Here is a 26,267-nt window from a genome sequence, read left to right as displayed (position 1 = left end):
AATTATATTGTAATCATTTGTGAAATATATCATCTTTTTTGATTTCCACCACTTTACCATATTTTGCAAGAGTATCACGGTTTAAGGTTTTCATGTTTCCTACAATATAATATATTATAGGTCTGTTTTTTACATAATCGTCGTAAAACTTCTTGCAGTCACCAAAGCCAAGTTTTGGAATTATAGATGTTGCTGCTGTATTTGGATCCGCAGTATAGCCCTTCATTATATATGAGTCAATGATGCTACCCATACTGCGAAAGTCTGGATAATGGTTATTAATGCTATTTATCTCAGACTGTTTTGCTGCCATGATATTTTTTTCTCTTAACGGCATGTTCTTATATAAGCTGTCAAGAACTTCAAATGCAGCCATGCTCTTGTCTGATTGTACTCCCATTTTTGATGAGAATCCTGTAGGGTAATCTGCGCAGTGAGGCAATGATGGTATCTGTGTATATCCGTGTGAATAGTATGCATAGGCGCGGAATTCTCTTATTTCCTGGAACAATACTGATGACATTCCTGATCCGAAGTAATTTCCCCATAATTCTAATCGTGCACGATCTTCTTCTGTTGGCATTTGCGGCATATTTACGTATGAGCCTATCACTGTCTGGCGTGCTTTCGGATTGTTGTATATATAAATGGTAGGAGTTGGATATGTTTCTAACTTGTAGTTGATGGGTTCATAATCAAGTTTACTTCTGTCTACAGGTATTTCCTGCTTTATCATATTTTCCACTTCTGAGTCATCAAGTTTTCCGCTATACACAATACTCAGATCATAGTTTTGTATGTCTTTAAAAAGATTAATCAAATCCTCAGGCTTGATTTTCTTATAGTCTTTTGCACAGCTTCTCTTGATATATATTGAATTGTTGCCATACATTATCTTCTGTCCCATCATATCGGCAATGTTAGCATTGTCCTTGAATGCTGTCTTTTCATCAAGTTTTTTGTCTTTTATGATTTCGTTGAATTTCTTTTTGTCAGCCTTTGGGCTGTCAAGAAGTTCACGCAGCAGTTTCAGTGATGCTGATAAGTTAGTGTCAAATCCACTCAATGTTATTATAAATCTGCTTCTGTTGGCATCAATGCTATATGAACTTCCTAGTTTCTGCATTGCTTTTGCAAATTCATTCTTGGTGTTTTTTTCAGTTCCTATATTTCCAATATATTCGGCAACGTCACCAATGCGATTATCGTTGTCAATTCCTCTATGGTAAATTAGTTCTACCTTAAACAAATCGTTTGACGGATTCTTAATAGTATAAAGTCTTGCTTTAGGTGCTAATGTTATAGTGTTGACGTCTTTAGCGAAATCAACTAGTTTTGGCTTTATGTCCTGTGTTGGCATCGCCTTGATTTCTTTTGCATATTCTGACTCTTCGCCGGCATGTTTTGGCTTAACAGGAGAGTATCCTGGTTGGCTTACTTTGTCCTTCTTATAATGTCCAAATGTTTTAATTGCCCTTGCATAGTCATCGCTGAAATATTTTGAAGCTACTCGCATGATATCATTACGGCTCACGGCAGCAATATCTTTTCCTTGGTCAAGAACACTATTCCAAGACAAACAATGAGATGCGGCAGTTGTCATTATATCTGCTCGGTTGTCTATATTTTCAAGACTCTCCTGTGCGCTTTTCTCAAGCATCAGTTTAGTTGAATTTAAGAATTCATCTGAAAAATCACCTTTTTTAAGTTTCTCGATTTGTTCGATACACATCTTCTCCGCCTTTTTTCTACTGCCGAAAGGTATGTTTGGCACAAAGCCAACTCCGACTACATTTGTCTCTTTGAATGGTGACATCATTGCTATAGCATACATCACCTTATTGTCATTTCGTAGTGAATCAAGAAGACCTGTTTTAGAGCCGTTGCTAAGAAGTCCCAGTGCAACAGTGAAAGCATTGTAGTCTGAATCTCGATCTATTGGTGCACGATATATTATTCCTCCTGCCTTTACAATAGGTATTGGCAGTTTCAGTTTTATAGTTCCAATGTCTTTAAGTGGCTGCAGTTTATATGGCTGTTCCTGTTCCACGTTTCCAGATCGTAAGCGCCCAAATGTGTTTTCGAGAATATTACTTATTGAGTCTGCATTTACGTCTCCTGTAAGAATAAGTGTCATATTGCTTGCAACATAATATTTGTTGTAGAACTTCTTCATTTCGTCAAGTCTTGGGTTCTTCAGGTTCTCAGTACTTCCGATGATAGAGTAGGCATATGGTGTGCCAGCAAATATCTTTGATTGGGCATCTTCTGCTGGAGCCATTAGCATGTTGTCAGAATACATGTTCTTTTCTTCATATACCGTTTCAAGTTCTCCCTGAAAAAGTCTGAATACTGGTGACATAAGTCTTTCGCTGTTTAGTTTGCACCATTGGCGAATGTATTGTGGTGAAAAGCTATTATGGAATACGGTCTCGTCAAAAGATGTAAATGCGTTTAGACTAGTACCGCCAAATGATGTGATGAGTGAACTGAATTCGTTTGGTATTGCATATTCTCCAGCTTTTATGCTAAGGCGATTTATATCTTTTTGAATGATACTTCTCTGTTTAGCATCTTTTGTTTCTGCAAGAATATCATATTTAGCTGATATGGAATCCAGCCAAGGTTTTTCATTAGTATAATCAATTGTGCCTATTCTGTCTGTTCCTTTAAACATGATGTGCTCAAAGTAATGTGCCATTCCTGTGTTTGGACAGTCTTTTGCTCCTGCCTTCACGATAACGGCTCCATATACTTTAGGTTGTGAATGGTCTTCGTTTATCCAAACAGTCATTCCATTGCTAAGTTTCTTTTCGATTACTTTAAGCGGGTTTACCTGCGCGTTTGCTGTGGCAAAAAACGCAATTGGTATTAGAAAAGCCAATAATTTTCTCATGTGGTTCTTGTTTATTATCTTTAATTACTATCCTGTTGTTATGGCATTTATGTATTTAGTTATTAAGTGCCGTAAACCTTTAGATAATGCAAAATTATTATTTTTTGTCGGTATAATATATGTTGTAGTTACGTTTTTTTCGTTTTTTGTCTTATATCTCTTCTAGATTAACGTAAATAAAGAAAGGCAGATTCCTTTTTTGCTGGATATCCGCCTTTCTTGTTTTTGTATTTATCTTATCCTATAGAGATATATTCTTTACATGGGACATCCATGTTCGTCTTCATCTTCCATATATATACCAAGTTCTCTGCCCATTCTTTTGAGTCCTTCCATAAGGTTTGCTCTTGTGCAGGCAATGTTTATGCGAAGATAACAGAATCCTTCTTTTCGCCCGTACATAGTTCCGCTGTTTATCTTTACTTTTGCATTATCAAGCAATTTTTTCGCAGCTTCGTCGGCGGTGAGTTCTATTCTAGAAATGTCTATCCATACAAGGTATGTTCCTTCAAGGCGTATAACCTCTAGCTTTGGCAGATATTCTGTAAAGAAATCCTTAAGAGTCTTATAGTTATTGTATAGGTATTGATTAAGCTCGTTAAGCCAATCCTCACCGTTGTTGTATGCTTCCTGCAATGCAATTACACCAAACGGATTTACGTCGCATACTTCATTGATGTTCAAAGCTCTATCTATACGTCTGCGCAGAGTTTGATCGCTGCATATAATGTTAGCTATTTGCAGACCCGCAATATTGAATGATTTTGTAGGAGAGTTGAGAATGATGCTGTTGTCACGACATTCATCGCTCACGCTGGCAAACGGTGTGAATGTATATCCTGGCATAATCAGCTCGCAATGTATCTCGTCAGAGATGATCTTAACTCCATTTTTTGCGCAGATGTCATTAATGCGTAGCAATTCTTCTTTGTTCCATACACGTCCTGAAGGATTGTGAGGATTGCAGAGCACGAATACGGTAACCTTTGGATCGGCGCATTTACGTTCAAAGTCGTCGAAATCCATAACAAAGCTGTTGCCATCTCTTTTTAGTGCAGTTTCAGCAACCTCGCAACCACAGTTCTTTATGCTTGTGAAGAAACAGTTGTATGCGGGAGTTTGTATTAGTACCTTATCTCCTTGCATGGTCAGAGCTTGTAATGAAGCTGTCAATGCAGGTACTACGCCTGATGTATATAAAATCCATGAACGGTCTATCTCCCAGTTGTGACGGCGCTTAAACCAATTGGTTATCGCTTCGTAATAACTGTTAGGAACTTGCGTGTAGCCAAAAACACCATGCTCAACACGTTTTCTCAGTGCCTCTATTATACATGGTGCTGTTTCAAAGTCCATGTCGGCTACCCACATTGGGATTACTCCTTCTTCTGGTAAATCCCACTTATATGAGTTTGTACCGCGTCGTTCAATCTGTTTGTCAAAATTGTATTTCATATTTATCTTGTTTCAATAACACAATCTTTACCCTTAGCATATTCATCATAGGTGATTTTGTCAATTTTGTCGGCAGTGATCTTTCCGCTTATAGGATTTTTAATTTCTGTTATTGTTCCAGTTATGCTTGCGTTTATATTAGTACTGTCTTCAAATGTACGGTCACATTCTGCGTCGAATGTGCAGTCCTCAAGAACTATTCCATCAATATAACATAGTGGTTGTTCACCGCTTATGTGGCATCTCACTAACTTTATGTTTTTGCTGTGCCATGCAAGATATTCACCATTTAGCTCAGAATCATAGACTGTCACGTTGTCACATTCCCAAAAACTGTCTTTAGTTGTAATTTTAGCGTTGTGAATCTCTACGTTATGACAATATTGAAACACATATTTTGAATCGCTCACAAGACCGTCTACATATATGTTGCTTGAAAACATGAATGGATAGGTTCCGTCGTGAAGTTCCACATTCTTGAGTTTCAGTCCGTTTACTTTCCAGAAAGTTTCGTCTGCATCATTGATTTTCACATTTTTCAGTTCTAGATTGTTCATCTCTCTGAAGAATTTAGGACCGTCTATCACAGAGTCCTGCATTTTCATATCGTTGCTGTACCAAATGGCAGAACGGCTTTCTGGGGCGAAATAACAGTTTGTTATGATGCTCTTGTCTACATGCCACCAAGGATATTTGCCATAGAATTTGGAATTATCACATTCCAGATTCTCGCAACATTTTATTCCAGATTCACCATCAATAATGGTTATATCCTCAAGTCGTGTATCCTTTTCACCGAAGAGAGGGCGCTCTCCACCAAATTCCTTATTCTTTATTAGTTTCATACTTTTGTTTAATACCTATTTATTTATATAATAAACTCACGGTACAAAGATACAAACATTATACCAAACTTGCTGTATACAAATTACGGATAATTTTCAATGATAAAAGTATGGGGTGTTCCCTGTATGAGAATTTATTTTTAGCTACAGCATTATGTAGTGTTATAATGCTATATTTGATATTGTCGTAACAATAATGTACTATCATTATAACTCCGCGATAATGATTATGAAATATAGCTATTATACCTTTGTATCAATATATTGACAGTAGAAAGACGTACAATATGTTTTCTATCAGTAATGTTGCTAACCTTATTATATATAGATAATTAATCCCTCCCGAATAAAGTCAAAAAGTGAAATCTCTGATTTTATTCGGGTTTATCGCTTTTTCAGGCTGGTTTATTTTGCTTGTAACATAAATGAAAAAAATATGTAAAGGCTTTATAATCTTAATGCAATGAAGGCGAAATATTCCGACGGTACCTTTGCAGCATGATTTAGAAATGATAAAGTCATATTAATTAAAAAACTAAAAAGATGAAAAGAATTTTTATTTCAGTGATGAGCATTATGCTTGCTGCCGCAGGTATGGCACAGGAGACCACTAGCACATTTAAACCAAGTGGAAGTCCAATAGTCACAGTGTTCACTGATTTTAGGGTGCAATCTACTGATGGTAAGACAAACACAGCTTTCGAAATTTCAAGAGCTTACTTAGGTTACGCCTACAACTTCTCACCTTATTTCTCTGCAAAGGCAGTGATGGATGTTACAGATAAAAATAACGGTTATCAGGGTTCTGCTTACACCGCTTATATAAAGAACGCTTACGGAGAATATTCAAGAAACGGACTTACTATAGACTTCGGTTTGATTGGTACCAATACTTTTAATTTACAGGAGGCTTTATGGGGTAAACGTTATCTTTTAAAATCATTCCAAGATCTTAATGGATATGCATCAAGTGCTGATCTTGGATTGGGTATCAAATATCAAATAGCTCCAGAGTTAAGTTTAGATGCTCAGGTTGTAAACGGTGAAGGTTACAAATCATTACAGTCTGACAGTGCGGTTAAAGTTTCTGCCGGATTGACTTATCAGCCAATAAAAAAACTATATCTTCGTGTTTATGGAGATTACCAAAAGAAACATGAAGCTCAGACCACATTCAATGCTATGATAGCTTATAAAGGCGATAATTTCACAGTCGGTGGCGAATACAACTTACAGACTGGTCATAATAAGGTTAAGGACCATAATTTGAATGGATTATCATTCTGGGGGACATACAATCCATGTAAGACATTTGATGTGTTTGCACGCTATGATAACTTGACATCAAAGAAACTGAATGGTGCAAGCAATGGCTGGAATGCAACAGATGGAAACCTTTATACAGCGGGTCTTGAAATAATACCTGCAAAAGGTATTGCAATATCACCTAACGTGCAGATAAGTGATCCTTCTAAGGCTGGTTCTAAAACATCAACAAGTTATCTTGTAAGTTTCAAGTATAGCTTGTAAAACAAAAAGAAGATAGTAATATTACTATAGTCTGTTAATAACTAAAGATAAATTATTTTTTAAATATAAAATTATATGAAAAAGAGTATCGTTTTAGTTGCATTGTTAAGTCTAATGACTTTAGGCAACAAGGTTAGTGCGCAGTCAATATCAGGTGCAGGAGCTACATTCCCTGAACCATTCTATAATGCAGCATTTGCGACTTATCAAAGATTAGCAAATGCAAAAGTAACTTATGGTGGTATTGGTTCAGGTGGTGGTATCCGCAGTCTGAAAGATAAAATTGTAGATTTTGGTGCATCAGATGCATTTCTTACAAATCAAGAACTTCACGAAATGCCAGCTCCTATTGTTCATATTCCTACATGTAGTGGTGCGGTAGTTGTAGCTTACAATCTACCAGGTGTAAAGCAGATTAAGCTTACTCCTACTGTTTTAGCTTCTATTTTCTTAGGACAAATTAGAAATTGGAATCATCCTGCTTTGAAAAAATTGAATCCAGGCGTAAGATTCCCAGATAAGGAAATTACAGTAGTTCATCGTTCTGATGGTAGTGGCACAACGAATATGTTTACAGATTATCTCACTAAGGTAAATAACGTATGGCGTTCTAAGGTAGGTGCTGGTAAGACCGTTAACTGGCCTGTAGGTGTAGGTGCAAAAGGAAACCCTGGTGTTGCAGGTGCAATTCATCAGACACAAGGTTCTATAGGATATATAGGTTCTGAATACGCTTTCGCACAACATGAACCGTCAGCACTTATCCAAAATAAGGCAGGTAAGTTCATCAAGGCTACAGTAGCTTCTACAAGTGCAGCTGGAAAAGGTAAAATCCCAGCAGATACACGTGTTATGCTTACCAACTCTTCTGCTCCAACAGCTTACCCTATCGCTGGTTTTACATGGCTACTAATCTACAAAGATCAGGCTTACAACAACCGCAGTTTAGCTCAGGCTCAGGCAACACTGAAATTGATAGATTGGATGGTAAGTCGCAATGCACAAGGATTGGCTGTTAAAACCAATTATGCTCCACTTCCAGCAGGTGTCGCAGCGAGAGCAAAAGCTATATTACGCACAGTGACTTACAAAGGAAAAAGAATTCTGAAGTAAATGAATAGTGATAAAATTCTAAAACGCGTATTGTTCTTCTCCTCACTGGTTATCGTTATGATAGCCGCGGCGATGGTATTTTCACTGTTCGAGGGGTCGTTACCGTCAATATCCAAGTTTGGATGGCGGTTTCTGATCTCCGATAAGTGGGACCCAACCCAGGGGAGCGAGAACTATGGCGCGTTATTATTTATAGTCGGTACTATACTCACATCAGTTCTGGCTCTTGTTATCGCAATCCCCTTGGCGTTCTGCACATCTCTGTTTGTTGCAGAATATTTTCGCGGTACAAAGCTTGCATCTATTGTTGGCACATTAGTAGATCTGTTGGCTGGTATTCCGTCTATTATATATGGTCTATGGGGTTTCTATATCCTATGTCCGTTAGTAGTTGAGGCTGGTTTAAGTCCGCAGGGATTCGGAATATTCACATCCGCCTTGATACTTGCCATAATGATTGTGCCTTATGCCACATCTTTGAGCAATACAACTATAGCAATGGTGCCAAACGATCTTAAAGAAGCTGCATATGCTTTGGGTGCCACTCGATTGGAAGTGATACGTACGGTTATATTGCCAAATGCTCGTTCTGGAATGACAGCAAGTTATATACTAGCTTTTGGTAGAGCCATTGGAGAGACTTTGGCTGTGACAATGCTTATTGGTAACGAAAATGCAATACCGCATGGACTATTCTCAACAGGTAATACAATGGCTAGTGTTATTGCAAACCAGTTTGGTGAGGCTAGCGGATTACAGTTGAGTGCGTTGATAGAGCTTGCTCTATTACTCTTTGTGATAACTACTATCATCAATGCGATAGGAAAATATATAATTAAAAAGATTGGATAATGGATAATATTATTAATATAGGAAAAACTGCAGGACTGTTATCTTCAATTGGTTATAGAAAAGCTAAAAACAATATCTTCAAGATACTTGTGATGGTATTTTCTTTCCTTACAATCTCTATGGTTTTCCTGATTATCGGTACATTGTTGGTAAAAGGTTACAAACAAATCAATTTGGCTTTCTTTACCCAAGTAGCTCCAGACACTTTTACGGCAATGATGGCTACAGCCAATGGAGAGGTTATCCCTGGAGGAATAGTAAACGGTATACTTGGTTCAATCTATTTGGTTCTTATCGCATCTGCAATAGCAATACCTATGGGAATAGTAATAGGTGTGTATCTTTCAGAAAACAGTAAGAAGAAATATGCCTGTGTGATACGTGATATTGCTGATATTATGCAAGGAGTACCATCAATAGTTATTGGTATTATTGCTTATATATGGGTTGTGGTCCCTTTAACAAAAGGATACTCTGTATTAGCCGGTGGTGTAGCTTTAGCTATTATGATGTTACCTCTTATTGTACGCTCTACCGAGGAGTCGCTCAAAATGGTTCCTGATACTCTCAAAGAGGCGGCTATTGCCCTTGGAACACCTTATTATAAAGTGATATGGCGAGTACTTATTCCTACATCTTTCTCTGGATTGATCAGTGGTATACTGCTTGCAGTGTCACGTGTTTTAGGTGAGACAGCTCCATTGATGCTTACAACATTGGGTAATCCAGATGTAAACTGGAATGTTGCTAAGCCTGGTTCGGCTGTACCATTGCTGATTTGGCAGTTTTATAACGACCCAAACATGGTAAATCTGATATGGAGTTCAACAATATTCCTCATGGGATTTGTGTTGATACTCAATTTGATATCAAAATGGATTGGAGCAAAAAGAAAATAAAAAGAAAATGATGAATACAAAAGAAAATACAACAACACCAGTAATGTCAATAGAAGATATTTCTATTAGCTATGGTGACGACAAGTATGCTGTAAAACATGTCTCAGCAGAGATAGAAGAACATTCTATCACAGCTATTATGGGACCATCTGGATGTGGTAAAACAACTCTATTGAGAGCAATCAACCGTATGCACGAGCTTTATCCAAATATCAGTACAGAAGGAAAAATATTACTTGGCGAAGATAATATATATGAAATGCCAACAATGAATTTGCGACGTAAAATAGGTATGGTATTCCAGCGTCCTAATCCATTCCCCACATTGAGTATATACGATAATGTAATTGCCGGCTATCGTCTTAATGGAATCCGTATGAAAAAACAAGAACGTGATGAAATTGTAGAAAAATCGTTGCGTGACGTTGCCTTGTGGGATGAGGTGAAAGACACATTGCATAGCAAAGGTAACTTCTTGTCTGGTGGTCAGCAACAGAGATTATGTCTCGCTCGTACCATTGCTTTTCGTCCTCAAGTGATATTGCTAGATGAGCCTACTTCAGCTTTAGACCCTATATCAACTTCAAAGATAGAAGACTTGCTCGTTGAATTGAAAAAGGATTATACCATTATAATGGTTACTCATAATATGTCTCAGGCTGCGCGCATTTCAGACAAGTCTATGTTTATGTATCTTGGCGAATTGGTGGAATATGACAATACGAAGAAAATGTTTACAACACCAACAGATCCACGTACAGAGGCATATCTTACAGGTAAGTTTGGATAAAGTTTTATTGATTATAAATTGCTTTGTGCATAAAAAAAATGAAATTATGGCAATAACAAAAGACAATGCATTACATTCTTTATTGAGCCATTTCAACGAAATGGTGGAATTGGTAATGCGCCAGTTGGAAATAGTGAATAAGTTGCTAGTTGATGGTACCACTAATATTCCGACTGAAATTCAACAGGAAATAGAACAGAATGAAAATCGTATAGATGGTTATGAGATCAGTCTTGGCAATGAAATCATAGATATCATTGCATTGCAGAATCCTGTAGCATCTGATATTCGTAAAATAATGTCAGCTTACCAGATGATTTCAAATTTGGAACGTATTGGTGATCAGGTTAAGAATATAGACAAATTCTTGTCTCGTATTGAAGACAAAACGGTTTTTGAACATATGCTACCGGTGCTGTCAAATATGATGGCTTCAAGCATATTGATGGTAAAGAGGTCTGTCTCAGCTTTTGTTAATGATGACAATGATGCGGCTGTCTGGACTATCAAAAACGATGATGTGGTAGATGATATTAATCATAAACTTATAAAGGATACGATCAAGAATAGTCATTATCCAGAAGAAACTCGCCATCTGCTCTTTACGTTTATAAATCTAAATGGAATTATATCTAATATTGAGCGTATTGCCGATCATGCGACAAATATAGCTGAGGCTTCAATATATACGAATATGGGAGAGAACCTGCGACATCCAAAAATTGCAAAAAAAGAAGAAGATAAATAGATTAGACTATTAATTAAATAAACTGGACTTTAATTTTTAGTTGATTGTTCAAATTAGTAGGAAGGTGGGTCGTATCGGTTCGCCTTTTTCTTTTTGTTATATATTTTAATCATGATAACATATTTGTCTTTACTTTTATGCTTAATCGTCAATTAGTGGGGAGATACCAAAAACTCTACTAGAAAAAGTTTTTTTAATGCCACTAATGTCATAATGTCACAAACCCTTTGTTTATATGGGTTGAACGAGTGACATTAAGTGACATTATCGGGGAAAAAGTGACATTAAACTCCAAATCACACCTGCTTATAGCGTTTTTTTTGCACTTATGCTATTTCCATAAATATATTTGTCCTTATGGAATTTTATCGAGTATAAAGATCAAGTTCTTGAATAGCATGAATAATTTATAATCTACTCCATGCATATATATAAAACATGAGGGAATGAATTTGAAGGATGAAAATAAGTATAGAAACTAAGTGAACAAACTATGGCTCAGTTCATAAACTTGGGGATTTAATAATTCCACGCATAATTTTTAGTAACCAACAGAGGAAGAATCTTGCATCAGCCACTTCTCTAGATGTAGCCCTGGACCCATTGAACTTTAGTTTTATTAATAAAGTTTTATACTGCAAATAGATAAATTCTATTTCACTTAAATTATGTTTGCCTACAAATTCTATCTTATCATTAATTTATGGTTTTGAAGAAATGTTCGTTGAGAATAGTAGGTTTAACTTAACAAGTGGCACTTTTACTATATATGTGCAAATTAGAAATTCTATATAACTCTATCAAAATTCATCACATGATCCTCTTCAATATAGTTCTTTCCATCAGTCAAATTATGAAACCAATTGAATTATGACTATCAAAAATATTTTTTGTTTTTTGATTTTTTTATGCTGTTTCCTACATGTTTTTGCGAAACGTATTGTTATACAATATGTTAGCTTATGTATAAGAGCCCGTTGTTATACATTTTAGGGAGTGATTAGGGCCTAATCACTCGGTTATCCTACATGCTTTGCAGCGTGATAAGGCCCTAATCACTCAAAGGCGCACCGAAAAAGGTGATTTTATATCTGCTGTGCTTCATATATTTTGACTATAATGAGAATTGATCATAAACATTCATAGTTGTATTTACTGAATCACAATACATTTTTTTAAGCTGATGCGGATTATCATTAACGTTTTTGAAATCCCTTACGGATAAGATTGACATATCAAAATGTTTTATAAACCAGTTTCGTTTCCAAATTTCATCTACAAAGAGAAATGAGATTTCTATATTCATAATTTCCAAGAAAGGCATCATGGTGATTTGCTTTACTGATGAAAATATGACCTAATGGTCCAACCTAAAAAGCGACTTTCGTATTGCGATTGGGGTAAAATCCACCGTTTTAAGTACAAATACGTGCTTATAATGTAGGAATCATGTAGGAAAGATGTAGGAAAAGGCACTAATATACATGGGTTAACATATTGATTAGTAGTTATTTAAGTCAGAAATGTATATAATGTAGGTTTGTTTTATGTTTTTTTTGATTTTTCATTTATTTAGGGGGGCGGTAAATGGTCTTTGATTTTAGTGATTTTTATGCCTGATCTATTAAACATAAATCTTTTTTGGGGGGGCAAGAATAAAAAAACAGACTGACAAATCATTATTGTCAGTCTGTTTTGTATAATGTCCACTTTGTAATCTTATAAATATATAAGAGTTAAGTGAAAATGCTTTTTTACAAGTTTGAGTTAAGCTTGTTCCACTCAGCAACTGCTGGAAGAGCGCCCATACCGATAACTTGGTCACGCATCTTCTGAAGGTGATCGTAGCTAGCGTCAAGAGTAGCAATCTCATCAGCTGAACCAATAACTGGCTTAGTGTAAACACCATCGCTAGTTACACGTGTAGGCATAGCCATCATAACGTGGTTGTAACGAGCTGTGTCTGCGTATGTACCTGCAGGATAGTTGAATTCCTCACCACCCATAGCAGCCTCAATCATCTTAACTGCAAGGTAAGCTGGGCTCTGGAAAGAACTGCGACGACGAAGTTCGATGATCTTTGCACCACCCTGTGTAACTTCCTTCTGCATCTGTGCCCATTCCTCAGAAGTAATACCCTTACCGTTAACCTTTGCCTTACCAGCGATAACGTCAACTAACTTAACACCGTCAATAGTAGTAGGAGTAGCAAATACAGCCATCTTCTCACCGTGACCACCATATGTGTAAGCGTTCTTAACAACAGCTTGGCTAACACCGAAGTGCTTAGCAAGAGCGCCCTTAAGACGTGTAGAGTCAAGAGCAGCAAGTGTTGCAACCTGATTTGGCTTCAAACCTGAATGTACAAGTGTTACAAGACCTGTAATGTCTGCTGGGTTGAAGATAACAACACAGAAATTAGCATTAGGACAGAACTTCTTGATATTCTCACCAAGTTCCTGAGCAGCTTGAGAGTTGCCTGCAAGCAAATCCTCACGTGTCATACCCTCTTTACGTGGAGCACCACCTGAAGAAATAATGTATTTAGCATCTGTGAATGCCTCTTTAGGATCTGTTGTTGAAACGATGTTTGCATCGTCGAAACCGCACTGGCGCATTTCTTCTGCAACACCTTCAGCTGAAAATACATCATAAAGAGTGATGTTTGGTGTAAGACCCAGCATAAGAGCTGTCTGAACCATGTTAGAACCGATCATACCGGCAGCGCCGACGATCAAAAGTTTGTCATTAGTTAAAAATTCCATAACTACAATTTATATTAATGTTTTAGAAATCTCTTTCCTTTCATGCGACCGCAAAGTTACTAAAAAATAACAAATTTCGGTTATTTATTTAGCATTAAATTTGTTGTTAATTCTTAAAAACTTTATCTTTGTAATGTCTATTTAGCAAAAATAATATATTTATGACAATGAACGAACGTGTTGCCGCTTTAAGGGAGGTAATGAAAAGAGAAAATTTGGGTGCTTTCATATTCCCAAGTACGGATGCTCACAATAGTGAGTATGTAGCTGAACATTGGAAAGGCCGCGAATGGATTTCTGGATTTGACGGTTCTGCTGGTATTGCCGTGGTAACGATGCAAGGAGCTGCTCTCTGGACCGACTCTAGATATTTCCTTGCTGCCGAAAAACAACTTGACGGTACAGAATTTCAACTTATGAAATTGAAAATTCCAGGTACTCCGACTGTGGCAGAATGGATAGGAGGGCAGCTTGACGGAAATGGAGAGGTTGGTGTAGATGGTACTGTCAATTCGTATTCTTTTGTCGAAAATCTAATTTCTGATCTTAGGCATGAAGGAGGTATTACCGTAAGGCTCAATTTTGATCCATTGAAGTCTATTTGGAAAGATCGTCCGTCATTACCTAATAACAAAGTGGCTATACAACCTTTGGAATATACGGGCGAAGATACAGAAAGTAAAATCGTAAGGATTAAAAGTGAATTGCGCAAGATGCATTGTGATGGTATGCTGGTATCGGCACTTGATGATATTGCGTGGATATTAAACTTGCGTGGAACTGATGTGCATTGTAATCCTGTGTTTGTTTCTTATTTACTTATACAGGAATCGAATGTAACCTTATTTATAAATAAAGAAAAGCTTACTAGTGAGGTTGAGGGATATCTTGAAAGCCAGAAAATATCCGTACAAGAGTATGATAATGTGGCTACATATCTGAAACGAAAATATTTTGCTTATAACATTCTTCTTGATCCTGATGAGACAAACAGTTATATGGTTGCCCAGGTAGATAAGAAAAAAACGAAAGTGGTTTTTGCTAAATCTCCAGTCCCAACGATGAAAGCTGTGAAGAATGCTGCTGAAATAAACGGTTTTCATGCTGCAATGCTTAGAGATGGTGTGGCTATGGTGAAATTCCTTAAATGGCTGAAGCCAGCTGTTGAGGCTGGCTGTGAAACAGAAATGTCTTTGGACAGAAAGTTGACAGGGCTGCGTGCCGACCAGAAACTATTTAAGGATATCTCTTTTGATACAATCGTTGGATACGAACAACATGGTGCTATTGTGCATTATGAGGCTACTGAAGAAACTGATATACCTGTAAAACCTTCGGGATTGGTACTTATAGATAGTGGAGCGCAGTATCAGGATGGAACTACAGATATCACACGTACTATTGCGCTTGGACCATTAACAGAAGAACAGAAGAAAGTTTATACGCTTGTTCTTAAAGGACATATACAGTTGGAATTGGCAAAATTCCCAGATGGAGCATGCGGTACTCAACTTGATGCATTAGCGAGAGAAGCTATGTGGCGTGAAGGAATGAACTTCTTGCATGGAACTGGACATGGAGTTGGAAGTTATCTCAGTGTACATGAGGGACCTCATCAGATAAGAATGGAATATATGAGCACTCCATTGCATGCAGGAATGACAGTTACCGACGAGCCAGGACTATATCTGACTGGTAAATTTGGAGTGAGGATAGAAAACACTCTTCTTATAAAAAAATATGTAGAAACAGAATTTGGTCAATTCCTGCAAATGGAACCTCTCACTTTATGTCCGATAGACACACTTCCGATAGTGAAATCAATGCTTTCTGACGAAGAAAAGGACTGGTTGAATATGTATCATAAAATGGTGTGTGACAAACTGTTACCCTATCTTGATGATAGCGAAAAACGATGGTTGATTGATGCTACAAAGGAGATTTAAAGCAATTTTGAGTGATTTTAGTTAAAAAATCAATTAAAAGCTTGCTTTATTCGCAAATAAGATGTAATTTTGCAGCCGCTAATTGTGGAGTAGTCCATGATGGTAAGTTTTATTATAAATAAATTAAAAACAAAAAACATGATTATTGTACCAGTAAAAGATGGTGAGAACATTGAGAGATCTCTCAAGAAGTTCAAGAGAAAATTCGAAAAGACAGGTGTTGTAAAGGAGCTTCGTGCTCGTCAGCAGTACAACAAGCCTTCTGTTTTGAAGAGACTCAAGATGGAACATGCCATCTACGTACAGCAGTTGCGTAATAACGAGGAATAAAAACTCGTTAAAAATTTGGTGGTTTGAATTTTATTTCGTAAATTCGTTGCCGTAAAGATAAATGATAAAGCAGCGTTTGTGATGATAGAAATTTTTTTGAACTACTTGAAGTTTGAGCGTAATCGCTCAGACATGACGGTAAAAAACTACGGAGAAGACCTTAAAGCCTTTGAAAAGTTTTTCGAAAAATTTAATGATCATCTCTCTTGGGAGTCGATAGACTCAGATGTCATCCGTGACTGGATGGAGAGTATGATGGATAAAGGAAACAATGCGGCATCAATCAATCGAAGGTTGAGCGCTTTGCGTTCCTTTTATCGTTTTGCTCTTTCAAGACATCTTGTAACTGAAGATCCAGCCCATGGAATAGTGGGACCAAAGAAAAGTAAGCCTTTGCCGCAGTTTCTTAAAGAATCTGAGATGAATAGGTTGCTTGAACCTGATTTCTGGAATAGTACATATAAGGACGTGTGCGCACGTACTATTATAATGACATTTTATGAAACAGGAATTCGATTGTCGGAATTGGTCGGACTGGATGATGTGGCAGTTGATTTTATAAATCGACAGGTAAAAGTTACCGGAAAGAGAAATAAACAGCGGATAATACCGTTTGGTGACGAATTGGACTCCACTCTGCATGACTATATGAAACTGCGCGATGAGCGCATAAACAAAAAGTCGCAGGCTCTGTTTCTTACAGAAGACGGCTTGAGAATGAACCAGAATCAAGTGAGAAACGAGGTAAGGCGAAACCTCACTAAGGTATGCACGCTTAAAAAACGCACGCCGCACGTATTGAGACATACGTTTGCAACGGCAATGCTTAATCACGATGCCGGATTGGAAAGTGTGAAAAAACTGCTTGGGCATGAAAGTCTGTCAACGACAGAAATATATACCCATACTACTTTTGAGCAGTTGAAACGTGAATATTCTAACGCCCATCCAAGGGCTTAACCTTTAAAAGCGGAGGTAACTATGGAAATTAAAATTCAGTCGATTCATTTCGACGCTACCGAGAAATTACAGGCGCTTATCGAAAAGAAAGTTGCCAAGTTGGAAAAAACTTACGAAGATATACAGAAAGTTGAGGTGCAATTAAAAGTTGTTAGGCCTGCTACTGCATTGAATAAAGAAACGTCACTGACGGTGATTGGTCCAGGGCTCTCACTATATGCGGAGAAGACTTGTGATACTTTCGAAGAATGTATTGATCAGACTGTTGATTCAATGAAGGTACAGTTGGCTAAGTTTAAAGAAAAAACTCGCAATCGTTAAAAAAAAACTTGAAAAAGTTTTGGCGATTAGAAAATAAGTCGTATCTTTGCAGCCGTTTTACAGCATACCCCAAAACGATGCCGCTTAGCGGCTGTAGGGATACTTGCCTCTTTAGCTCAGTTGGCCAGAGCACGTGATTTGTAATCTCGGGGTCGTTGGTTCGAATCCGACAAGAGGCTCACCAAGGAATTGAAACTCCTGCTATGTGTTGATAAACAAGGGTAGTTACCAGAGTGGCCAAATGGGGCAGACTGTAAATCTGCTGGCTATGCCTACGGTGGTTCGAATCCATCACTACCCACTCAGTAGAAGTTTTGCGGAAATAGCTCAGTTGATAGAGCACTAGCCTTCCAAGCTGGGGGTCGCGGGTTTGAGCCCCGTTTTCCGCTCTAACCGATGCTGTAATAGCTCAGTGGTAGAGCACTTCCTTGGTAAGGAAGAGGTCCTGAGTTCAACTCTCAGTTACAGCTCTACTTCAGTCCTACTTCTTTTGGTAACTGAAGAAAAACAATAAAATAAAAAGATATTCATTTATATAAATAAAACAATAAGCTATGGCTAAAGAGACATTCCAGCGTACCAAGCCGCATGTTAACATTGGTACAATTGGTCACGTAGACCACGGTAAGACTACTTTAACAGCTGCCATTTCTAAGGTCCTTTCAGAGGCAGGATTTGGTTCTGAAGAAATTAAGTCTTTCGATCAGATTGATAATGCTCCTGAGGAGAAAGAGCGTGGTATTACTATTAATACAGCGCACATTGAGTATGAGACAGCTAAGCGTCACTACGCTCACGTAGACTGTCCGGGACACGCCGACTATGTAAAGAACATGGTTACTGGTGCTGCTCAGATGGATGGTGCTATCTTGGTTGTAGCTGCTACTGATGGTCCTATGCCTCAGACTCGTGAGCATGTATTGCTCGCTCGTCAGGTAAACGTACCACGTCTTGTTGTATTCTTGAACAAGTGTGATATGGTTGAGGATGAAGAAATGCTTGAACTTGTAGAAATGGAAGTTCATGAAATTCTTGAACAATATGAATTCGAAGAGGATACTCCTATCATTCGCGGCTCTGCACTTGGTGCTTTGAACGGTGTTGAAAAGTGGGTTAATCAGGTTATGGACCTCATGAATACTGTTGATGAGTGGATTCAGGAACCTCCTCGCGCTACAGATAAACCATTCTTGATGCCAGTTGAGGATGTATTCTCAATCACAGGCCGTGGTACTGTTGCTACAGGTCGTATCGAGACAGGTATTATTCATGTTGGTGATGAAGTTGAACTATTGGGTCTTGGTGAAGATAAGAAGTCAGTTGTAACTGGCGTTGAAATGTTCCGTAAGATTCTTGACGAAGGTATGGCCGGTGATAACGTTGGTTTGCTTCTTCGTGGTATTGATAAGGCTGAAATCAAGCGTGGTATGGTTCTTTGCCATCCAGGTCAGATCAAACCTTTCAAGAAGTTCAAGGCTTCTATCTATGTATTGAAGAAAGAAGAAGGTGGTCGTCATACTCCATTCGGAAATAAGTATCGTCCTCAGTTCTATCTTCGTACTATGGACTGTACTGGTGAAATCACTCTTCCAGAGGGTGTTGAAATGGTAATGCCTGGTGATAACGTTGAGATCAATGTAGAACTTATCTACGCTGTCGCAATCAACCCAGGACTTCGTTTCGCTATCCGTGAAGGTGGTCGTACTGTAGGTTCAGGTCAGATTACAGAGATTCTCGAAGACTAATTCGAAACTCAAAATAAAATGAAGTTCCCGCTTCGACGGGAACCTCATATACGGGAATAGCTCAGTTGGTAGAGCATCGGTCTCCAAAACCGAGGGTCGTGGGTTCAAGTCCTGCTTCCCGTGCTAATAAGAAGATAATATGTTTAAAAAGATAGTAAATTATTGCAAGGCTTGCTATGACGAGCTTGCGCATAAAACTACTTGGCCGACACGTGCCGAACTTACTCACAGTGCAATGGTTGTATTATCTGCTTCCCTTGTCATTGCTATTGTGGTGTTCGCAATGGACAGTGTGTTTAGGTTTGTGATGAGTACAATCTATCCAAATTAATTTTTTTAGGAAAATGGCTGAAACAGGAAATAAATGGTATGTGCTTCGCGCTGTTAGTGGAAAAGAGGCTAAGTTGAAAGAATACATTGAAGCCGAAATGAAACACAACGAGTTGCTCAAAACTCATGTCTCTCAGGTTTTAATACCAACAGAGAAGCATGCTTCCTTGTGTAATGGCAAAAGAGTAGTGAAGGAGAAAATTTCTCTCCCTGGCTATATCTTTGTTGAGGCTAACCTTGTTGGTGATGTTGCGCATACTTTGCGCTTTATCCCTAACTGTTTAGGTTTCCTTGGAGGATTAGATGAACCGTCACCCGTTCCACAGTCTGAAATCAACCGTATGCTCGGTACTGCCGAGGAAACAGAAATAGAGGATAATATTGATATCCCTTATACTGTTGACGAAATGGTAAAGGTTACAGATGGTCCATTCAGTGGCTTTAGCGGAGTTATCGAAGAGGTAAATGCCGATAAGCACAAACTGAAAGTGATGGTTAAGATCTTCGGACGTAAGACTCCGTTAGAACTCGGTTTTATGCAAGTTGAAAAGGAAGGTTAGTCCTCGTTACGGAAGTTAACCGACCTTTATACAAATTTAATTTTTAATATTAACAAAAAAAATGGCTAAAGAAGTTGCTGGTTTAATCAAATTACAGATTAAGGGTGGCGCTGCGAATCCTTCACCTCCAGTAGGTCCTGCATTGGGATCTAAGGGTATCAATATTATGGGATTCTGCAAGGAGTTTAACGCCCGTACCCAGGATAAGGCAGGTAAGATCCTACCTGTTGTTATTACTTACTATACAGACAAGTCATTTAGCTTCATAATCAAGACTCCTCCTGCAGCTGTTCAGTTGAAAGAGGTTGCCAAGATTAAGACTGCTTCATCTCAGCCTAATCGTCAAAAAGTTGCTTCTGTAACTTGGGAGCAGATTAAGGGTATTGCTGAAGACAAGATGACAGACCTCAACTGCTTTACAGTTGAATCTGCTATGAAGCTGATTGCTGGTACTGCTCGTAGTATGGGTATTACTGTAAAAGGGGACTTCCCTGGTGAATAATTTATAACTTCAATTAAAAAAATGAGTAAACTGACAAAAAATCAAAAATCAGTAGCTGAAAAGGTTGAAGCAGGGAAGGCATACACATTGAAAGAAGCTTCAGAACTTGTTAAGGATATTACCACAACAAAGTTTGATGCGTCTCTGGATATTGATGTACGTCTGGGTGTAGACCCACGTAAGGCTAATCAGATGGTTCGCGGTGTTGTTTCACTGCCAAACGGAACTGGTAAGACTACTCGTGTGCTTGCTCTCTGTACTCCTGATCAGGAAGCTGCCGCTAAGGAAGCTGGTGCTGACTATGTTGGTCTTGATGAATATGTCGAGAAAATCAAAGGTGGTTGGACAGACATTGATGTCATCATTACTATGCCTTCTTGTATGGGTAAGATTGGACCTATTGGACGTATCCTTGGTCCTCGTGGCTTGATGCCAAACCCTAAGAGTGGCACTGTAACTATGGACGTTGCTAAGGCAGTAAAAGAAGTAAAGCAAGGTAAAATAGACTTTAAGGTAGATAAGGCTGGTATTATCCATACTTCTATCGGTAAGGTTAGTATGACTACTGAGCAGATTTATGGTAACGCTAAGGAATTTATTCTTACAGTTATCAAATTGAAACCTGCTGCTGCTAAAGGTACATATATTAAGAGTATCTTTATTTCTAGCACTATGAGTAAGGGTATCAAAATTGATCCTAAATCAGTTGAATCACTCTAAAAGTTTTGTACAATGAAGAAAGAAGTAAAAGATACTATTATTGTTGAACTTGGTAAGATGTTGGGTGAGTTCCCTCACTTCTATTTGGTAGATGTTACCGGATTGAACGCTGAGGCTACAAGTAATCTCCGTCGCAAGTGCTTCAAGAGTGAAATTAAGATGGTTGTTGTGAAGAATACTCTTCTTCACAAGGCTTTTGAGGCTTCAGATATTGATTTTGAGCCTTTATATGTAGCACTTAAGGGTACTACAGCTGTAATGTTCACAAATACAGCTAATGTTCCAGCTAAGTTGCTAAAAGAATACGAGAAGGAAGAAATTCCTGCACTCAAGGCTGCTTATGTTGAGGAAAGCATCTATGTTGGTGCTAATAAACTCCCTGAGCTTGCAGCTCTTAAGAGCAAGAACGAAGTTATCGCAGAGATTATCTCTCTATTGCAGTCTCCTGCAAAGAACGTTGTTTCAGCTCTTCAATCAGGCGCAAACACCATCCATGGTGTGCTTACGACTTTAGGTGAGCGTCCTGAATAATTCTGATTGAACAGATATTCAATTATTAGAGTCAAAAATATTATTTTTAACAAGAACAATTAAAATTTAGAATAAAATGGCAGACGTTAAAGCTATTGCAGAAGAATTAGTAAATCTTACTGTTAAAGAAGTAAATGAGTTGGCAACAGTCCTTAAGGACGAGTATGGTATTGAGCCTGCTGCAGCAGCTGTTGCTGTAGCTGCTGGTCCTGCTGCTGGTGGTGCAGCTGCAGCTGAGGAAAAGTCTTCTTTCGACGTAGTTCTCGTTGAGGTTGGCGCTACAAAGCTACAGGTTGTTAAGGCTGTTAAAGAGGCTTGTGGCCTAGGTCTTAAGGAAGCTAAGGACATCGTAGACGGTGCTCCTGCTACTGTTAAGGAAGGCGTTGCTAAGGACGAGGCTGAGAACCTTAAGAAGGTTATCGAAGAGGCTGGTGCTAAGGTAGAGCTGAAGTAATTCAGAATTACATCTTTCATTAAAAATATGGTTAGGATCTTCCAAGTAGGTTGGTCCTAACCTTTTTGTGTCTTTTATACATAATTAGCCTTATTAGGCTGATAAAGCTTATCGCCCGGTAGGGTCAATTAAATATTACTTTATGACAAAAGTTGTTGATAACAGAGTAAATTTTGCCAGCGTGCATAATCCGCTACCATATCCGGATTTTCTCGATGTGCAGTTGAAGTCTTTTTGTGACTTCTTACAGTTGGACACTCCGCCTGAGGAACGCAAGAATGACGGTCTATATAAAGTTTTCGCGGAAAACTTCCCTATAACCGACACGCGTAATAATTTCGTTCTTGAGTTCTTGGATTACTTTATTGATCCGCCTAGATATTCTATTGATGAGTGTCTTGAGCGTGGTCTTACATATAGTGTACCTTTGAAGGCTAAGATGAAACTGTACTGTACTGATCCTGATCATGAGGATTTTGGTACGTTTATTCAGGATGTATTCTTGGGTACTATCCCATATATGACACAGAACGGTACTTTTGTAATCAATGGTGCTGAGCGTGTTGTTGTTTCACAGTTACATCGTTCTCCTGGTGTTTTCTTTGGTCAAGGTGTACATGCTAATGGTACTGTTCTTTATAGTGCCCGCATTATACCATTCAAGGGATCTTGGATTGAATTCGCAACTGACATTAATAATGTCATGTATGCTTATATTGACCGTAAAAAGAAATTGCCTGTTACTACTCTTCTCCGTGCAATGGGATATGAGCAGGATAAGGATATCCTGAAAATCTTTGATCTTGCAGAGGAAGTTAAGGTTAACAAGAAGAATATCAAGGCTGCTATTGGTCGCAAACTTGCGGCTCGTGTCTTGAAGAGCTGGAACGAAGACTTCGTTGATGAGGATACTGGTGAGGTTGTTTCTATTGAGCGTAATGAAGTTATCATGGAGCGTGAGACAGAACTTACTGAGGATAATATTGATGAGATTCTTGAGAGCGGTACTTCTTCTATCTTGCTTCACAAGGACGAAGAGGCTGCTAACAAGTATACTATCATCTTCAATACCTTGGCAAAGGATCCTAGTAACTCTGAAAAAGAGGCTGTTAATTATATCTACCGCCAGTTGCGCAATGCTGATCCTGCTGATGATGCAAGTGCTCGTGAAGTTTTCCAGAACTTGTTCTTCTCTGATAAGCGCTATGATCTTGGTGAGGTAGGTCGCTACAGAATCAATAAGAAACTTGGTCTTACTACAGACATGGATACACGTGTTTTGACCAAGGATGATATTATTGAGATTATTAAGTATCTTATCCAGTTGGTTAATTCTAACGCAACTGTTGATGATATTGACCACTTGAGCAACCGTCGTGTACGCACAGTCGGTGAACAATTGGCTAATCAGTTTGCTATTGGTCTTGCACGTATGAGCCGCACAATCCGTGAGCGTATGAATGTACGTGATAACGAGGTGTTCACTCCTACTGACTTGATTAACGCAAAGACAATATCAAGCGTAATAAATTCTTTCTTTGGAACTAATCCTTTGAGTCAGTTCATGGACCAGACCAACCCACTTGCCGAGGTTACTCACAAGCGTCGTTTGTCAGCCTTAGGTCCTGGTGGTCTGTCTCGTGAACGCGCCGGATTTGAGGTTCGTGATGTTCACTATACTCACTATGGTCGTCTTTGTCCTATTGAGAGTCCTGAAGGACCTAACATTGGACTTATTTCATCTTTATGTATATATGCTAAGATAAATGATCTTGGATTTATTATCACTCCTTATAGAACAGTTACTGACTCTAAGGTTGATATGAAGAACGAAGACGTGATTTATCTTACAGCCGAAGAGGAAGAAGAGAAAATTATCGGTCAGGGTAATGCACCTCTAACAGTTGATGGAACATTTATAAAGGATACTGTTAAGTGTCGTCAGGATGCTGATTATCCAGTAGTTTCACATGATGAGGTAGACTTGGTTGACGTTTCTCCACAACAGATAGCTTCTGTTTCTGCATCACTTATTCCTTTCTTGGAGCATGATGACGGACACCGTGCGTTGATGGGTTGTAACATGATGCGTCAGGCAGTTCCACTTATTCATAATGATGCTCCAATTGTAGGTACAGGTCTTGAAAAGCAGGTTTGCGAGGATTCTCGTACTATGATTACCGCTGAGGGTGAGGGTGTTATTGAGTATGTTGACGCTACAACTATTCGTATTCTTTACGATCGTACTGAAGAAGAAGAATTTGTTAGTTTCGAGCCTGTTCTTAAGGAATATCGTATTCCTAAGTTCCGCCGTACTAATCAGAATATGACAATTGACCTTCGTCCTATTTGTAGTAAAGGTCAGCGCGTTAAAGCTGGTGATATTCTTACTGAAGGTTATGCTACTGAAAACGGTGAACTTGCACTTGGTCGCAACTTGCTTGTTGCTTATATTCCTTGGAAGGGATATAACTATGAGGATGCTGTAGTTGTTTCAGAACGTATGGTTCGTGATGACGTATTGACCTCTGTACATGTTGATGAATATTCTCTTGACGTACGCGAGACGAAGCGTGGTGTTGAGGAATTCACTTCAGATATTCCTAATGTAAGCGAAGAGGCTACAAAGGATCTTGATGATAACGGTGTAATTCGTGTTGGTGCTCGTGTTGAGCCAGGCGATATTCTTATCGGTAAGATTTCACCTAAGGGTGAGAGCGATCCTTCTCCTGAAGAGAAGTTGCTTCGTGCCATTTTCGGTGACAAGGCTGGTGATGTTAAAGATTCTTCATTGAAGGCTAACCCATCATTGAGCGGTGTTGTTATAGATAAAAAGTTGTTCTCTCGCGCAGTAAAGACTCGTGATTCAAAGAAGCAGGATAAGGTTATCCTTGCTAAGATTGATGAAGAGTATGAGGCAAAGAATGATGACTTGAAAGATATCCTAGTAGACAAATTGATGACTCTTACTGAAAGTAAGATTTGTCAGGGTGTTAAAGATTATACAGATGCTGAAATCATTACAAAGGGAAGTAAGTTCACAAAGACTTCACTTAAAAACCTTGAGTATGATGGTATCCAAAGTAATAACTGGACAGAAGACGAACATACAAATGGCTTGATTCAGATGCTTATCATGAACTATATACGTAAGTATAAACTTCTTGATGCAGAGATGAAACGTAAAAAGTTCGCTATATCTATTGGTGATGAACTTCCTTCTGGTATTCTTCAGATGGCTAAGGTTTATGTTGCCAAGAAGCGTAAGATTCAGGTTGGTGATAAACTAGCTGGTCGACACGGTAACAAGGGTATCGTTTCTAAGGTTGTGCGTACAGAGGATATGCCATTTATGGCTGACGGACGTCCTGTAGACTTGGTACTTAACCCAATGGGTGTGCCTTCTCGTATGAACTTGGGACAGATCTTCGAGGCTATTCTTGGTGCTGCTGGACAGAAATTGGGATGTAAGTTTGCTACTCCTATCTTTGATGGTGCTAAACTTGCCGATTTGAAGGAATGGACAGATAAGGCAGGACTGCCAAATCTTTGTTCTACATATCTTTATGATGGTGAGACCGGTGAGAAGTTTGACCAGCCTGCTACTGTAGGTGTAACTTACTTCTTGAAACTCGGACACATGGTTGAGGATAAGATGCATGCTCGTTCTATCGGTCCTTACTCTCTTATTACTCAGCAGCCACTTGGTGGTAAGGCTCAGTTCGGAGGTCAGCGTTTTGGAGAAATGGAGGTTTGGGCTATTGAGGCATTTGGCGCTAGTCATGTTCTTCAGGAAATCCTTACTCTTAAGTCTGATGACACTGTTGGTCGTAGTAAGGCTTATGAGGCGATTGTTAAGGGAGATCCAATGCCAACTCCTGGTATTCCTGAATCACTCAACGTGTTGCTGCACGAACTCCGTGGTCTTGGTTTAAGTATCAAACTCGATTAATGTGAACACCCTAATCAAAAGAT

Annotated in this window: 22 protein-coding genes and 5 tRNA genes; 23 read left to right on the top strand and 4 right to left on the bottom strand. The window is 38.6% G+C overall.

Going from position 1 to position 26,267, the window contains the following annotated elements; translation table 11 throughout:
* Positions 1-13: 13 nt before the first annotated feature.
* From HEQ28_RS09060 to HEQ28_RS09050, 3 genes are all read right to left on the bottom strand, one after another.
* A complete protein-coding gene (locus HEQ28_RS09060) occupies positions 14-2,896 on the bottom strand; it encodes a M16 family metallopeptidase (protein WP_434501918.1) in 2,883 nt (960 codons plus the stop codon).
* A 258-nt stretch (positions 2,897-3,154) separates the two neighbouring features.
* Positions 3,155-4,351, bottom strand: a complete 1,197-nt coding sequence (locus HEQ28_RS09055) for a MalY/PatB family protein (RefSeq protein WP_434501917.1) — start codon at positions 4,349-4,351, stop codon at positions 3,155-3,157.
* Between the two features lie 2 nt (positions 4,352-4,353).
* Positions 4,354-5,196 carry a DUF3737 family protein gene (locus tag HEQ28_RS09050; protein WP_434501916.1) on the bottom strand — a complete coding sequence of 281 codons (843 nt, stop codon included), beginning with the start codon at positions 5,194-5,196 and terminating at the stop codon, positions 4,354-4,356.
* Positions 5,197-5,739: 543 nt separating this feature from the next.
* Here HEQ28_RS09050 and HEQ28_RS09045 point away from each other — a divergent pair.
* The 6 genes from HEQ28_RS09045 (at position 5,740) to phoU (ending at position 11,128) form a co-directional block, all read left to right on the top strand.
* On the top strand, positions 5,740-6,726 hold the full coding sequence (locus tag HEQ28_RS09045; RefSeq protein ID WP_434501915.1) for a hypothetical protein: 987 nt from the start codon (positions 5,740-5,742) through the stop codon (positions 6,724-6,726).
* Positions 6,727-6,801: 75 nt separating this feature from the next.
* Positions 6,802-7,839, top strand: coding sequence for a phosphate ABC transporter substrate-binding protein PstS (pstS, locus tag HEQ28_RS09040; RefSeq protein WP_434501914.1), 1,038 nt, complete (start codon positions 6,802-6,804; stop codon positions 7,837-7,839).
* Entirely contained in the window at positions 7,840-8,691 is an 852-nt protein-coding gene (gene pstC / locus HEQ28_RS09035) for a phosphate ABC transporter permease subunit PstC (RefSeq protein ID WP_434501913.1), read from the top strand.
* Positions 8,691-9,590, top strand: coding sequence for a phosphate ABC transporter permease PstA (gene pstA, locus HEQ28_RS09030; RefSeq protein WP_434501912.1), 900 nt, complete (start codon positions 8,691-8,693; stop codon positions 9,588-9,590). Before pstC ends, pstA begins: the two co-directional genes overlap by 1 nt.
* A gap of 7 nt (positions 9,591-9,597) precedes the next feature.
* On the top strand, positions 9,598-10,380 hold the full coding sequence (pstB, locus tag HEQ28_RS09025) for a phosphate ABC transporter ATP-binding protein PstB (protein ID WP_434501911.1): 783 nt from the start codon (positions 9,598-9,600) through the stop codon (positions 10,378-10,380).
* Between the two features lie 46 nt (positions 10,381-10,426).
* The gene (phoU, locus tag HEQ28_RS09020; RefSeq protein ID WP_434501910.1) at positions 10,427-11,128 is read left to right on the top strand and encodes a phosphate signaling complex protein PhoU; all 702 of its coding nucleotides are present in this window, start codon (positions 10,427-10,429) and stop codon (positions 11,126-11,128) included.
* A gap of 1,754 nt (positions 11,129-12,882) precedes the next feature.
* Here the strand turns inward: phoU and HEQ28_RS09015 are convergent.
* Entirely contained in the window at positions 12,883-13,893 is a 1,011-nt protein-coding gene (locus HEQ28_RS09015) for a malate dehydrogenase (RefSeq protein WP_434501909.1), read from the bottom strand.
* A 161-nt stretch (positions 13,894-14,054) separates the two neighbouring features.
* Between HEQ28_RS09015 and HEQ28_RS09010 the strand changes: the two genes are divergently transcribed.
* The 17 genes from HEQ28_RS09010 (at position 14,055) to rpoB (ending at position 26,244) form a co-directional block, all read left to right on the top strand.
* The gene (locus tag HEQ28_RS09010) at positions 14,055-15,839 is read left to right on the top strand and encodes an aminopeptidase P family protein (protein WP_434501908.1); all 1,785 of its coding nucleotides are present in this window, start codon (positions 14,055-14,057) and stop codon (positions 15,837-15,839) included.
* 138 nt (positions 15,840-15,977) lie between these two features.
* Positions 15,978-16,169, top strand: coding sequence for a 30S ribosomal protein S21 (rpsU, locus tag HEQ28_RS09005; RefSeq protein ID WP_434501907.1), 192 nt, complete (start codon positions 15,978-15,980; stop codon positions 16,167-16,169).
* A gap of 78 nt (positions 16,170-16,247) precedes the next feature.
* Positions 16,248-17,129, top strand: coding sequence for a tyrosine recombinase XerC (locus HEQ28_RS09000; protein WP_434501906.1), 882 nt, complete (start codon positions 16,248-16,250; stop codon positions 17,127-17,129).
* Between the two features lie 21 nt (positions 17,130-17,150).
* On the top strand, positions 17,151-17,450 hold the full coding sequence (hpf, locus tag HEQ28_RS08995) for a ribosome hibernation-promoting factor, HPF/YfiA family (protein ID WP_434501905.1): 300 nt from the start codon (positions 17,151-17,153) through the stop codon (positions 17,448-17,450).
* Positions 17,451-17,555: 105 nt separating this feature from the next.
* Positions 17,556-17,629: transfer RNA gene (locus HEQ28_RS08990), tRNA-Thr, on the top strand.
* A 40-nt stretch (positions 17,630-17,669) separates the two neighbouring features.
* A tRNA-Tyr gene (locus HEQ28_RS08985) sits at positions 17,670-17,751 on the top strand.
* 15 nt (positions 17,752-17,766) lie between these two features.
* A tRNA-Gly gene (locus tag HEQ28_RS08980) sits at positions 17,767-17,839 on the top strand.
* Between the two features lie 9 nt (positions 17,840-17,848).
* Positions 17,849-17,920 (top strand) — tRNA-Thr (locus tag HEQ28_RS08975).
* 84 nt (positions 17,921-18,004) lie between these two features.
* A complete protein-coding gene (tuf, locus tag HEQ28_RS08970; RefSeq protein WP_434501904.1) occupies positions 18,005-19,195 on the top strand; it encodes an elongation factor Tu in 1,191 nt (396 codons plus the stop codon).
* Between the two features lie 50 nt (positions 19,196-19,245).
* Positions 19,246-19,318: transfer RNA gene (locus HEQ28_RS08965), tRNA-Trp, on the top strand.
* Between the two features lie 16 nt (positions 19,319-19,334).
* Positions 19,335-19,526: a preprotein translocase subunit SecE gene (gene secE / locus HEQ28_RS08960; protein WP_296959130.1), complete on the top strand. Its 192-nt coding sequence runs from the start codon at positions 19,335-19,337 to the stop codon at positions 19,524-19,526.
* Positions 19,527-19,539: 13 nt separating this feature from the next.
* The gene (gene nusG / locus HEQ28_RS08955) at positions 19,540-20,085 is read left to right on the top strand and encodes a transcription termination/antitermination protein NusG (protein ID WP_434501903.1); all 546 of its coding nucleotides are present in this window, start codon (positions 19,540-19,542) and stop codon (positions 20,083-20,085) included.
* A 61-nt stretch (positions 20,086-20,146) separates the two neighbouring features.
* Positions 20,147-20,587 (top strand): 50S ribosomal protein L11, encoded by a 441-nt coding sequence (gene rplK, locus HEQ28_RS08950; protein ID WP_018462906.1) that lies wholly within the window; start codon positions 20,147-20,149, stop codon positions 20,585-20,587.
* A gap of 21 nt (positions 20,588-20,608) precedes the next feature.
* The gene (gene rplA / locus HEQ28_RS08945) at positions 20,609-21,307 is read left to right on the top strand and encodes a 50S ribosomal protein L1 (protein ID WP_434501902.1); all 699 of its coding nucleotides are present in this window, start codon (positions 20,609-20,611) and stop codon (positions 21,305-21,307) included.
* A 12-nt stretch (positions 21,308-21,319) separates the two neighbouring features.
* Positions 21,320-21,838 (top strand): 50S ribosomal protein L10, encoded by a 519-nt coding sequence (gene rplJ, locus HEQ28_RS08940; RefSeq protein WP_018462908.1) that lies wholly within the window; start codon positions 21,320-21,322, stop codon positions 21,836-21,838.
* A gap of 76 nt (positions 21,839-21,914) precedes the next feature.
* Complete coding sequence (gene rplL / locus HEQ28_RS08935; protein ID WP_207155140.1) at positions 21,915-22,292, top strand: 50S ribosomal protein L7/L12; 378 nt, start codon at positions 21,915-21,917, stop codon at positions 22,290-22,292.
* 142 nt (positions 22,293-22,434) lie between these two features.
* The gene (gene rpoB / locus HEQ28_RS08930; RefSeq protein ID WP_434501901.1) at positions 22,435-26,244 is read left to right on the top strand and encodes a DNA-directed RNA polymerase subunit beta; all 3,810 of its coding nucleotides are present in this window, start codon (positions 22,435-22,437) and stop codon (positions 26,242-26,244) included.
* The last annotated feature ends 23 nt before the right edge of the window (positions 26,245-26,267 follow it).

The organism is Prevotella sp. (assembly GCF_051059605.1).
Classification (GTDB): Bacteria; Bacteroidota; Bacteroidia; order Bacteroidales; family Bacteroidaceae; genus Prevotella.
This window is presented reverse-complemented; position numbering and strand designations above follow the sequence as displayed.

Bases quoted from the DNA above. Each gene is read 5' to 3' on its own strand.
- HEQ28_RS09060 (WP_434501918.1), bottom strand. From the start codon at position 2,896: ATGAGAAAATTATTGGCTTTTCTAATACCAATTGCGTTTTTTGCCACA.
- HEQ28_RS09055 (WP_434501917.1), bottom strand. From the start codon at position 4,351: ATGAAATACAATTTTGACAAACAGATTGAACGACGCGGTACAAACTCA.
- HEQ28_RS09050 (WP_434501916.1), bottom strand. From the start codon at position 5,196: ATGAAACTAATAAAGAATAAGGAATTTGGTGGAGAGCGCCCTCTCTTC.
- HEQ28_RS09045 (WP_434501915.1), top strand. From the start codon at position 5,740: ATGAAAAGAATTTTTATTTCAGTGATGAGCATTATGCTTGCTGCCGCA.
- pstS (WP_434501914.1), top strand. From the start codon at position 6,802: ATGAAAAAGAGTATCGTTTTAGTTGCATTGTTAAGTCTAATGACTTTA.
- pstC (WP_434501913.1), top strand. From the start codon at position 7,840: ATGAATAGTGATAAAATTCTAAAACGCGTATTGTTCTTCTCCTCACTG.
- pstA (WP_434501912.1), top strand. From the start codon at position 8,691: ATGGATAATATTATTAATATAGGAAAAACTGCAGGACTGTTATCTTCA.
- pstB (WP_434501911.1), top strand. From the start codon at position 9,598: ATGATGAATACAAAAGAAAATACAACAACACCAGTAATGTCAATAGAA.
- phoU (WP_434501910.1), top strand. From the start codon at position 10,427: ATGGCAATAACAAAAGACAATGCATTACATTCTTTATTGAGCCATTTC.
- HEQ28_RS09015 (WP_434501909.1), bottom strand. From the start codon at position 13,893: ATGGAATTTTTAACTAATGACAAACTTTTGATCGTCGGCGCTGCCGGT.
- HEQ28_RS09010 (WP_434501908.1), top strand. From the start codon at position 14,055: ATGACAATGAACGAACGTGTTGCCGCTTTAAGGGAGGTAATGAAAAGA.
- rpsU (WP_434501907.1), top strand. From the start codon at position 15,978: ATGATTATTGTACCAGTAAAAGATGGTGAGAACATTGAGAGATCTCTC.
- hpf (WP_434501905.1), top strand. From the start codon at position 17,151: ATGGAAATTAAAATTCAGTCGATTCATTTCGACGCTACCGAGAAATTA.
- tuf (WP_434501904.1), top strand. From the start codon at position 18,005: ATGGCTAAAGAGACATTCCAGCGTACCAAGCCGCATGTTAACATTGGT.
- secE (WP_296959130.1), top strand. From the start codon at position 19,335: ATGTTTAAAAAGATAGTAAATTATTGCAAGGCTTGCTATGACGAGCTT.
- nusG (WP_434501903.1), top strand. From the start codon at position 19,540: ATGGCTGAAACAGGAAATAAATGGTATGTGCTTCGCGCTGTTAGTGGA.
- rplK (WP_018462906.1), top strand. From the start codon at position 20,147: ATGGCTAAAGAAGTTGCTGGTTTAATCAAATTACAGATTAAGGGTGGC.
- rplA (WP_434501902.1), top strand. From the start codon at position 20,609: ATGAGTAAACTGACAAAAAATCAAAAATCAGTAGCTGAAAAGGTTGAA.
- rplJ (WP_018462908.1), top strand. From the start codon at position 21,320: ATGAAGAAAGAAGTAAAAGATACTATTATTGTTGAACTTGGTAAGATG.
- rplL (WP_207155140.1), top strand. From the start codon at position 21,915: ATGGCAGACGTTAAAGCTATTGCAGAAGAATTAGTAAATCTTACTGTT.
- rpoB (WP_434501901.1), top strand. From the start codon at position 22,435: ATGACAAAAGTTGTTGATAACAGAGTAAATTTTGCCAGCGTGCATAAT.